The sequence below is a fragment of the Pelomonas cellulosilytica genome (assembly GCF_021353265.1).
GTDB lineage: Bacteria > Pseudomonadota > Gammaproteobacteria > Burkholderiales > Burkholderiaceae_C > Pelomonas > Pelomonas cellulosilytica.
In genome coordinates this window covers 16,465-26,587 of sequence record NZ_JAJTWU010000021.1, presented here as the reverse complement: position 1 = coordinate 26,587, position 10,123 = coordinate 16,465, and the positions used below count along the sequence as shown (strand labels likewise).

At 67.8% G+C, this 10,123-nt stretch carries 10 protein-coding genes and 2 pseudogenes; 5 read left to right on the top strand and 7 right to left on the bottom strand.

Translation table 11 applies throughout. The features are described from left to right. Positions 1-133 precede the first annotated feature (133 nt). Positions 134-373: pseudogene (locus tag LXT13_RS28050) on the bottom strand (transposase); the annotation flags it as partial. Positions 374-501: 128 nt separating this feature from the next. Between LXT13_RS28050 and LXT13_RS28045 the strand changes: the two are divergent. After that, a pseudogene (locus LXT13_RS28045) lies at positions 502-725 on the top strand (group II intron reverse transcriptase/maturase); the annotation flags it as partial. Between the two features lie 92 nt (positions 726-817). Here LXT13_RS28045 and ruvB read toward each other — a convergent pair. Genes ruvB through LXT13_RS28025 form a run of 4 tightly spaced genes read right to left on the bottom strand, consistent with a single transcriptional unit; the run spans position 818 to position 4,565 of the window. Further along, positions 818-1,876, bottom strand: a complete 1,059-nt coding sequence (gene ruvB, locus LXT13_RS28040) for a Holliday junction branch migration DNA helicase RuvB (RefSeq protein ID WP_233375717.1) — start codon at positions 1,874-1,876, stop codon at positions 818-820. Positions 1,877-1,879: 3 nt separating this feature from the next. Next, positions 1,880-2,449 (bottom strand): Holliday junction branch migration protein RuvA, encoded by a 570-nt coding sequence (ruvA, locus tag LXT13_RS28035; RefSeq protein ID WP_233375715.1) that lies wholly within the window; start codon positions 2,447-2,449, stop codon positions 1,880-1,882. Between the two features lie 27 nt (positions 2,450-2,476). After that, positions 2,477-3,130, bottom strand: a complete 654-nt coding sequence (locus LXT13_RS28030; RefSeq protein ID WP_233375714.1) for a response regulator — start codon at positions 3,128-3,130, stop codon at positions 2,477-2,479. Positions 3,131-3,143: 13 nt separating this feature from the next. Then, positions 3,144-4,565: a sensor histidine kinase gene (locus LXT13_RS28025; RefSeq protein WP_233375712.1), complete on the bottom strand. Its 1,422-nt coding sequence runs from the start codon at positions 4,563-4,565 to the stop codon at positions 3,144-3,146. Positions 4,566-4,653: 88 nt separating this feature from the next. Between LXT13_RS28025 and LXT13_RS28020 the strand changes: the two genes are divergently transcribed. Continuing rightward, positions 4,654-5,619 carry a PhoH family protein gene (locus LXT13_RS28020; RefSeq protein WP_233375709.1) on the top strand — a complete coding sequence of 322 codons (966 nt, stop codon included), beginning with the start codon at positions 4,654-4,656 and terminating at the stop codon, positions 5,617-5,619. Continuing rightward, a complete protein-coding gene (gene ybeY, locus LXT13_RS28015) occupies positions 5,616-6,062 on the top strand; it encodes an rRNA maturation RNase YbeY (protein ID WP_233375708.1) in 447 nt (148 codons plus the stop codon). The genes LXT13_RS28020 and ybeY overlap by 4 nt, the downstream gene beginning before the upstream one ends. Here ybeY and LXT13_RS28010 read toward each other — a convergent pair. Next, positions 6,059-7,159, bottom strand: a complete 1,101-nt coding sequence (locus LXT13_RS28010; protein WP_233375707.1) for a magnesium transporter CorA family protein — start codon at positions 7,157-7,159, stop codon at positions 6,059-6,061. The two genes, ybeY and LXT13_RS28010, sit on opposite strands and share 4 nt — an antisense overlap. Before the next feature lie 4 nt (positions 7,160-7,163). Then, positions 7,164-8,180 (bottom strand): porphobilinogen synthase, encoded by a 1,017-nt coding sequence (hemB, locus tag LXT13_RS28005; RefSeq protein WP_233375705.1) that lies wholly within the window; start codon positions 8,178-8,180, stop codon positions 7,164-7,166. 393 nt (positions 8,181-8,573) lie between these two features. Here hemB and LXT13_RS28000 point away from each other — a divergent pair, with 393 nt between their 5' ends. Together LXT13_RS28000 and LXT13_RS27995 are read left to right on the top strand one after the other, a co-directional pair. Further along, complete coding sequence (locus LXT13_RS28000) at positions 8,574-9,002, top strand: CopD family protein (protein ID WP_233375704.1); 429 nt, start codon at positions 8,574-8,576, stop codon at positions 9,000-9,002. A gap of 5 nt (positions 9,003-9,007) precedes the next feature. Further along, entirely contained in the window at positions 9,008-10,111 is a 1,104-nt protein-coding gene (locus tag LXT13_RS27995) for a VanZ family protein (protein ID WP_233375703.1), read from the top strand. Positions 10,112-10,123: the final 12 nt, after the last annotated feature.

The following is a 10,123-nucleotide window of genomic DNA, read 5'->3' as shown; positions in this document are numbered from 1 at the left end:
TTCGACCAACTGGGCCTGCCCCGCCTCTCATGACCTCAAACTCTCGAACCGCCTGGTGCGGACCCGCATGCCAGGTGGTGTGGCAGGGGTGCCTCCTTCGTTGGAGGCCCCCTATGCCGATTAATCGCCGATCTCCGGGGAACGCGGCTCTGATCTTGAGGAAGAAGTAGTCGTCGTCGCGGTAGCCGTAGGCCATGCGTTTGTTGACCTTGATTTTGTTGTTGATGCCTTCGACCAGGTTGGTCCCCAAGGGCCAGCGACAGTGGGAGAGGATCCCTGGCAAGTAGCCCTTGAGGTTGCGGGCGAAGGCCTTGAGCGGAGCGATGCGGCTGTACATGGCGCGGCGGTACCACTGCTGCCAGAAGCGTTCGGCGTAGCCTGCATGCCGGTAGCTTCACAGGGCTTTGAGATCGTCCTTCATCACGTAGACCTTGAACAAAGCCCGGTTGGCGCTGAGCAAATCACGCAGCCGGATTCGATCCTCGGGTCGTGAGCAGGCGCGAGCTGGACGAGTGGCTGCGCCACCGGCTGCGAGCCATCCAACTCAACAGTGGAAACGCGGCACCACCATCTACCGGGAACTACTCGGTCTGGGAACTGCGCCGCAGTTTGCACGACAGGTGGCGGCGAACGGCCGCTGCTGGTGGCGCAACAGCGGCAAAGCCCTCAACCGCGTGCTCACCATCGCCTGGTTCGACCGACTGGGCCTGCCCAGACTCTCATGACCTCAAGCGCTCGAACCGCCGGGTGCGGACCCGCATGCCCGGTGGTGTGGCAGGGGCGCCTCCTAAGATGGAGCACCCCTATGCCGATTAGTTCATTCGCCGAACAGGTCGGGCGAGTGCTTGCCGGCGGGTGGTGCCAGGCCGAGGTGGCGCCACGCGGCGAGCGTCGCGATGCGGCCACGCGGCGTGCGCTGCAGGAAGCCCTGCTGGATCAGATAAGGCTCGATGACGTCCTCGATCGTGCCGGCCTCCTCGCCGATGGCTGCGGCCACGTTCTCCAGCCCGACCGGCCCGCCGTCGAAGCGGTGCACGACGGCCTCCAGCAGCTTGCGGTCCATCAGGTCGAAGCCCTGAGGGTCGACGTCCAGCATGGCGAGCGCCTTATCGGCGATGCCGGCGACGATGCGGCCGTCACTTTTCACCTCGGCATAGTCGCGCACGCGGCGCAGCAGCCGGTTGGCGATACGTGGAGTGCCGCGGGAGCGGCGGGCGATCTCCAGCGCGCCGTCGGCATCGATGGGCGCGCCGAGCAGGCCGGCCGAGCGCGTGACGATGCGCTGCAGCTCGACCGGCGTGTAGAACTCCAGCCGCGCGACGATGCCGAAACGATCACGAAGCGGATTGGTCAGCATGCCGGCGCGGGTCGTCGCACCAACCAGTGTGAACGGCTGCAGATCCAGCTTGATCGAGCGCGCCGCCGGGCCTTCGCCGATCATGATGTCGATCTGGTAGTCCTCCAGCGCCGGGTAGAGGATCTCCTCGACAACCGGGCTGAGCCGGTGGATCTCGTCGATGAACAGCACATCGTTCTTCTCGAGATTCGTGAGGATCGCCGCCAGGTCCTTGGGCTTCTCGAGCACGGGGCCGGAGGTCTGGCGCAGGTTCACGCCCAGCTCGGCCGCGATGATGTGTGACAGCGTCGTCTTGCCGAGGCCCGGCGGGCCGAACAGCAGCACGTGGTCCAGCGCCTCGCGGCGCTTGCGGGCCGCGCCGATGAAGATCTCCAGCTGCTCGCGGGCCTTGGCCTGGCCGACATAGTCGTCGAGCAGCTTCGGTCGCAGCGCTCGTTCCAGCGCCTCCTCGCGGCTGGACTCCGGCGCGGCGTTAACGAGGCGGGGCGCGGGGGCGAAGTCGTCGGTCTGGATGCTCATGGGTCAGGAGAGCTTCTTCAGCGCCAGCTTGATGCCGTCGCTGACGCCGACGTCCGGCGGCAGCGCCTTCAGCGTGGCGGCGGCGTCCTTCTCGCTGTAGCCGAGGGCGACGAGGGCCTGCAGGATGTCGGCCTGCGTTTCGTTGGCGACGGTGGCGGGCATCGCCAGGTCGGCGCCCAGCTTGCCTTTCAGTTCCAGCAGCAGCCGTTCGGCCGTCTTCTTGCCGATGCCGGGCACCTTGGTCAGCCGGCCGATCTCCTGCTGGGACACGGCCTGCGCCAGCTCGGCGACCGACAGCCCGGACAACAGCCCGAGCGCCATCTTCGGGCCGACACCACTGATCTTGATGAGCTGGCGGAACGTGGCGCGCTCCTCGTGCGTCAGGAAGCCGAACAGCTGGTGGGCGTCCTCGCGCACCGTCAGGTGCGTCAGCAGCACGGCCTTGTCGCCCAGGCCACCGAGATTGAAGAACGTGCTCATCGGCACGTCCACCTCGTAGCCCACGCCGGCCACGTCGATGACGACCTGGGGCGGTGTTTTCTCGGCGATGACGCCGCTGAGTCTTCCGATCATCAGCCCATTATCCGGGCCGGTTGGGGTCTAGTTGCGTCCGAACAGCCCGAGGCGCTGCGCTTCCAGCGCGGCCTCGGCGCGCGAGCTCACGTTGAGCTTGCGGTAAATCTGCTTCACGTAGTCGGCGATGGTGTGGCGGGACAGACCCAGCTGCACGCCGATCTCTGGCAGCGTGAAGCCCTTGGCCACGCGCAGCAGCACTTCGCTCTCGCGCTCGGTCAGCGAGACCTCGTGCAGCAGCGTGGAGGTCGGCTTCTTCACCTGCGCGGCGAAGTAGGCGATGACCTTGCGGGCGATGGACGGCGACAGCGGCGGCTCGCCCTGGCTCATGCGTTGCAGTTGCTCCACGAGCAGCTCCCGGGACTGCTCCTTCAGCAGGTAGCCGAAGGCGCCGGCTTGCAGTGCGGGGAACAGATGCTCGTCGTCGTCGTGGATGGTGACGATGACGGACTGCACCTCTGGCTGCTTCTCGCGCAGCGCGGCGATGACCTCGACGCCCGAGCCGTCGGGCAGGCCCAGGTCGAGCAACGCCAGCGTGAAGCGCTGGCCGTTGACGAGGGACAGCGCGTCCTGCACGCGCGAGCACTCCGTGATCTGCGCATTGGCGAACACCTGCTTGACCAGGGCCTTGAGCCAGGCGCGGATCTCCGGGATGTCTTCGAGCAGCAGGATGTGATTCATGGGAGCCTCGGGTTTACAGCGGGATCGTCAGACGGATGACGGTACCCCAGCCGGGGCCCGATTCCACTAGGCATTGGCCATGCATTTGCTTGGCGCGTGATTTCATGCTCGCCATGCCATGGCCGCGGTCCAGCCTGCCGTCGAGTTCGGTGGGAATGCCCTGGCCGTTGTCCTGGATCGTGAGGATGAAATCGCCGTCCTGCACGGCGCTGGAGATCGTCGCGTGCGTCGCGCCGCTGTGCTTGATGATGTTGCTGACCGACTCGCGCAGGATGCGGGTCGTCTGGACGTAGGAGCGGGCCTGGAAGGTGTGCTCGATGTCTTCCCCGGGGGACTTCCACTCGGCCAGGATGTTGGCCTGCCCCAGACGTGAAACGACCTCTGCTCGCCAGTCGCCCAACGCATCGATCAGATGCACCGGCTTGCCGGTCAGGCCGCGCACGGACAGCCGCATCTCCTCCAGCGCCTCGCGCGCCAGTGTGGAGATGCGGTCAGATTCGCTGGTGTGCACGATGGTCAGCAGCTTGGCACCCAGGTCGTCGTGCAGGTCGGCAGCGATGCGCTTGCGCTCGCGCTCGGTCACCTGCTCCAGCTTCTGCTCGGCGAGCTGGCCGTGCGCGCGCTCCACCTCGGCGATGCGCTCGGCCATGCGCTGCTCGATCGCGATGGCGCGCCGTTCCGCGTCGAGCCGCGCCTGCGCCACGCCGTTCACGACCTGCAGTCCCAGCGCCAGCATCAGCAGCGGCAACATCAGGCCCAGCCACGGGGACGCGGTCCACCAGAGCGACTCATTGACGCCGGCCAACAGCAGTTCGGCCAGCAGCGCGGCCATCGTGGGCACCAGCAGCACGGCCATCAGCTTGAACTCGGCGCGGGCGGCGCCATCGTCGGGGCCGGCCTGCAGGCGCTCACGGCGCAGCCACAGCGCCCAGGCCATCGCCGCGACCAGCTCCAGGCTCAATACGCCATGCCACAGTGACCCCAGCAGCCCGACCTGGCCGCCGGTCAGCAGCAGGCTGGCCGGCACGACGAGGCACTGGATCAGCAAGGCGTGGTCGATCCAGTCGCGCTTCCAGTTCATTTGCCGCAGCAGGTACTGCACACCGCACAGCACCAGCAGCGTCATCAGCAGCGGCCTCAGTGCTGCGGCCCCCGGCGCCGACGTGGCGCGCAGCACGACCCAGCTCAGCATCATGCCGACGAGGAAATTCGCCGCGCGTTCGCGGGCATTCAAGCTGGAGACCAGCCCGACGACGGTGGCCATCAGCGCCAGCATTGCGGCGACCCAGCCATGCAGTGTGGCCGCCCAGTAAGGGCCCGCCAGACCGACAGCCTGGGCCTGTGCAGCGGTCGGCAGCCATAAGGCCGCCGCCGTCGAGAGAAGAAGGTAGGAACGCCGGGCCTTCGGGCGGCCCCGCGCGGTCGTCAGAATCATGGGGCGGCATTGTGAGGGACGCCCGAGGCCCATGTGCCGGGGAATGCACCAGCGACAATCCGCGGCACCACATTTTTGGCGCCCCGCCGTGATCCTTCGCTTCACCTTCGACCCTGTCGACAACACCCGCCTGGCACGCGTCTGCGGCAGCCTGGATGCCCACCTGCGCGACATCGAGGCCGCGCTCGGCGTGAAGATCACCCGTCGCGAAGGCGAGTTCCGCATCAATGGCGCCAAGACTGCCGCCGAGCGCACGCAGTCGCTGCTGGAGGCGCTGTATGAGCGTGCGAAGCGCCCGTTGTCTGCCGAGACGCTGCAGCTGGCGCTCGTCGAGGCCAAGGCGCCCGAGCCAGCCAAGGCCCAACCGGGCGACGACGGGCCGCTGGTGCTTCGCACGCGCCGCGCGGACCTGTCCGCACGGACGCCGCGACAGCACCAATACCTGCAGCAGATCCTGTCGCACGACATCACCTTCGGCCTTGGCCCGGCCGGTACTGGCAAGACCTTCCTGGCCGTGGCCTGTGCTGTCGATGCGCTGGAGCGCTCGACGGTGCAGCGCATCATCCTGACGCGGCCAGCCGTGGAGGCCGGGGAACGCCTGGGCTTCCTGCCCGGCGACCTGACGCAGAAGGTCGACCCCTACCTGCGCCCGCTGTACGACGCGCTCTATGACCTGCTCGGTTTCGACCGCGTGACCAAGGCGTTCGAGAAGGGCCAGCTCGAAGTCGCGCCGCTGGCGTTCATGCGCGGCCGCACGCTGAACCACGCCTTCGTCATCCTCGACGAGGCGCAGAACACGACGCCCGAGCAGATGAAGATGTTCCTGACCCGCATCGGCTTTGGCAGCCGCTGTGTCGTGACGGGCGACACCAGCCAAATCGACCTGCCGCGCGGCGTGCAGAGCGGGCTCATCGACGCCGAGCGCGTGCTGGCCAAGGTCAAGGGCATCGCAATGACGCGCTTCACCAGCGCCGATGTCGTCCGTCACCCGCTGGTGGCGCGCATCGTCGAGGCCTATGAGGCACGCGCCAAGCGCGAAGGGCGGTCGTCATGAGTCGGCCCGAACTGAGCCTGTCGCTGCAGTTCGCCGACCCGCGCCACCGCGCACTGCTGCCGCGCCACAAGGTGCAGCGCTACATCCGCGCGGCGCTGGAGCTGCCGGGCGAGATCGCCGTGCGGATCGTCAACGCCGAGGAAGGCCGCTCGCTGAACCGCGAGTACCGCGGCAAGGATTACGCCACCAATGTGCTGACCTTCGACTACAGCCATGAGCCGGTCGTCGGCGCTGACCTGGTCCTCTGCGCCGAGGTCGTCGAGAAGGAGGCCGGCGACATGGGCGTCCCGCTGCTGGACCACTACGCCCACCTGCTGGTGCACGGCACGCTGCATGCGCAGGGCTACGACCACGAGGCCGACGACGAGGCCGAGTGCATGGAGGCGCGCGAGACGGAAATCCTCGCAGGCCTGGGCATCGCCGATCCGTATCGAAAACGCTAGCGGTTCGTCAGGTAGCGCTTGCGGCGGAAGATGAACCACAGGCCCGCCGCCACCGCCAGCATCAGCATCGCGGCATCCCAGAAGCCGCCCCCGTTGTGGATCAAGGGCATCGCGTCGAAGTTCATGCCGAAGATGCCGGTGATCAGGTTCAGCGGCAGGAAGATGGCCGTCAGCACCGTCAGCGTGCGCATGATGCTGTTGGTGCGGTGGCCCAGCGCGCTGAAGTGCATCTGCACGGCCGACTCGGCCGACGACTCCAGCCGCCGCACATGCGTCAGCACTCGCTCCACATGCTCCAGCACGTCGCGCGAGCGAACGCGCAGCAGCTCGCGCTCGCGCGTGACGTGCGGGTCGCCGTCCGTAGGCCATTCGTCCAGCGCGTCGATCCACTCCTGGATGGCGCTGCGCTGGTCCTCGCAGGTGTCTTCTAGCCGGTGCAGCGCGTCGCGGCTTTCCAGAAGCAGCGGCCAGTCGTTGAACTCGCTGTTCTGGTCCAGCAGCACGCGCTGCAACGTGCCGAGCTGGCGCGTCAGCAGCCGGCGTAGCTCCAGGTAGCTGTCCACCATGTGGTTGACCATCCGCAGCATCAGGTCGGCCGGGCTGGCGGGCAGGCGAGCACTGCCGCGGGCAGACTTGTCACGCCCCTCCGTCAACCGGTCGAGCTTCTGCGCGAAGAACTCGCGCACCTGGCAGTCGGTCGGGTGCACGGTGACCAGCACTCGGTCGAACACCGCGAAGCCCACCGGGCTGGTGTCGATGGCGCGCAGCGCGCGCTGGGCCGAGGCCAGCGTTCCGTGCTCGTCATCGACGAAGAGGTCCTGACTGCCGGGCGCGGCGGCCAGCCGGCGGAACACCAGCATGTCGTACCAGGATGTGTAGTCGAAGTGCGACGGCAGCTGGTTGTTGATCAGGTCCGACACATGCAGGTCGACGATGTTGCCGCAGCCCCAGCGCGTGAGCGCCTGCTGCAACGCCGGCTCGCCCACCTCGAACACGCGTCGCCCGTAGCCGACCCACAGGAAGCCCCGCTCAGGCAGCGCCTCGGGCAGCTCGGACAGCTCCGTGAAGCGGTCGGGCTCGATGTGGAAGACCCGCACGGTCTCAGCCCTTCTTCAGCAGGCGGGCGGCGTCCAGTGCGAAGTAGGTCAGCACACCGTCCGCACCGGCGCGCTTGAAGGCCAGCAGCGACTCCATCATGACGGCGTCATGGTCCAGCCAGCCGTTGGCCGCGGCGGCCTTGACCATCGCGTACTCGCCGCTGACCTGGTAGGCGAAGGTCGGTACGCGGAACTCGTCCTTCACGCGGCGCACGATGTCCAGATATGGCAGGCCGGGCTTGACCATGACCATGTCCGCGCCCTCGGCCAGGTCGAGAGCCACCTCGCGCAGCGCCTCGTCGCTGTTGCCGGGGTCCATCTGGTAGGTTTTCTTGTCCGCCTTCCCGAGGTTGGCCGCCGAGCCGACCGCGTCGCGGAAGGGGCCGTAGAAGGCGCTCGCGTACTTGGCGCTGTAGGCCATGATGCGCGTGTGAATGTGGCCGGCGGCTTCCAGCGTGGCGCGGACGGCGCCGATGCGGCCGTCCATCATGTCGCTCGGCGCGACGATGTCCACGCCGGCATCGGCCTGCACCTTGGCCTGGCGGGCCAGGATGTCGACCGTCACGTCGTTGATGATGTAGCCCGTCTCGTCGATGACGCCGTCCTGGCCGTGGCTGGTGAACGGGTCCAGCGCCACGTCGGTCAGCACGCCCAGCTGCGGGAAGCGATCCTTCAGCGCCCGCACCGCGCGCGGCACGAGGCCATCGGGGTTCAGCGCCTCGGTGCCGTCGGGCGTCTTCAGCGCCGCATCGATGACCGGGAACAGCGCGATGACCGGCACGCCCAGTTCGACGCACTGCTCGGCGGTGCGCAGCAGGTGGTCCAGGCTCTGCCGAGACACGCCGGGCATGGACGTCACGGGCTGCAGCCGTTGCTCGCCTTCATGGATGAAGACCGGCAGGATCAGGTCGCTCGGCAGCAGCGAATGCTCACGCACCAGGGCACGTGTGAAGGCGTCGCGGCGCAGGCGGCGCGGGCGTGCGGCGGGGTAGGCGGCGGGTGTCAGGGGGGAGCGTGTCACGGGCGAATCCTCGATCTGCGGGGGCTGCGGCCCGGCGCGTGATGGACAACACATCCCCGGCGCCGATTGCTCGTGACGCCGCCGCTCAAGCGCGCTAAACTTGTCCGCGAATGATAGCCGCAAGGTGGTCATTCCCTGCTTTTCCTCCCTGAGCAGGAGCCTTAGCGTGATGACAGCGATAAGGCTTTGCCGCCCCGGCTCTTGCCGGGGCTTTTTTTTGTCCGTGTGGAAGCGCCGTGCCGCTTCGACGCCCGGTCGGCTCTGTCGTGCTGCGCGCCTGTCGGCACGACTTCTGCCCATCTCCAAGGCCGCCCGCGCGGCCAGCGGCCTTGACGCCGGAGCCTGGGACTCGACAGAAGGGTTTTCGCTGATGGCCCTGCCCATAATGGCCCCATGCTCTGGGTCAAAGCCTTCCACATCGTCTTCGTCGCCGCCTGGTTCGCCGGCCTGTTCTACCTGCCACGCATCTTCGTGAACCTGGCAATGGTGCCGGCAGACAGCCATGCCGAGCGTGAGCGCCTGCTGCTGATGGCGCACAAGCTGCACCGCTTCACGAGCATCCTGATGGGCGTGGCGCTGCTGCTGGGCCTGTGGGTGTGGCTGGGCTTCGGCGCCACGCGCTTTGCCGGCAGCTACTGGCTGCATGTCAAGCTGCTGCTGGTGGTCGGCGTCATCGGCTATCACCATGTGAACCGCCGGCTATTGCGCAGCTTCGAGGAGCTGTCCAACCGCCGCAGCCACCGCTGGTTCCGTATCTACAACGAGACCGCCGTTCTGCTGTTCACCGCCATCGTCGTGCTGGTGACCGTCAAGCCGTTCTGAATCCGATGCCGTCGCGCCGCCAGAGCTCCGCCACCTGGCTGCTGCTGGCCCATGTGGGCCTCATCGTCTACGCCAGCCTCTATCCCTGCTGGCCGTGGCGCTGGCCGCCCGGCATGGATGTGCCTTGGCTGTTCAGCTTGCCGTGGCCGCAACGTTTCTATGCCTACGATCTCGAAGCCAACCTGATCGGCTACGTCCCGCTCGGCCTGCTGGGCTTCGCGGCGGCGATGCGTTCAGGCTGGGGGCTGCGCGGTGCGCTGGCGCTGGGTTTCCTGCCGGGGCCGCTGCTGTCCTTCCTCATGGAGACCCTGCAGTTCTTCCTGCCCGGCCGCGTGCCGTCGCTGTCGGACCTCGCGCTGAATTCCGCAGGCAGCACCGTCGGCGCTCTGTTGGGCCTCGTGCTCCACGTGATGGGCGGGCTGCAGCGCTGGGAGGACCTGCGCGACCACTGGTTCGGCACCAGTAGCGCGCCCGCGCTGGCGCTGCTGGCCGTCTGGCCGCTGGCGCTGCTGTATCCCACGCCGCTACCCTTCGGCCTCGGCCAGTGGTTGCCGTGGTGGCGCGAGTCGCTCGTCGATGCGCTCGATGGCACGCCATGGGCGCTCGACTGGAGCGACGCCGTCACCGTGGAGCACGAACTGCCGCCGGGCCTGGAGGCGCTGGCGATCGCGCTGGGTCTGGTGGCGCCGGTGCTGCTGATGATCGTGGTAGCCCGCCCCGGCCTGCGCCGGCTGGTGCTGGCCACCGGCGCCGTCATGCTGGGCCTGCTGGGCACGTCTACCGCCACGGCGATGGCCTTCGGCCCGGACCATGCCTGGGCCTGGCTCAGCGAGGCCACGCGGCCGGGCGTGGGACTCGGCATGGTGCTGTCGCTGTTGGCCTGCCTGCTGCCATCGCGCGTGGCGGCGGCGCTGGGGCTGTTTGCGCTGTGTGCGCTGGTCGGCCTCATCAGCGTCGCGCCGAGCGACCCCTACCTCGCACTGAACATGCAGGCCTGGGAGCATGGGCGCTTCGTCAACCTCTATGGCCTCACGCGCTGGCTCGCCTGGACGTGGCCATTCATCGCACTTGTCTGGCTGGCGGCCCGTCTTGTCCAGAAACCCCAATGAGAGAATCCACCG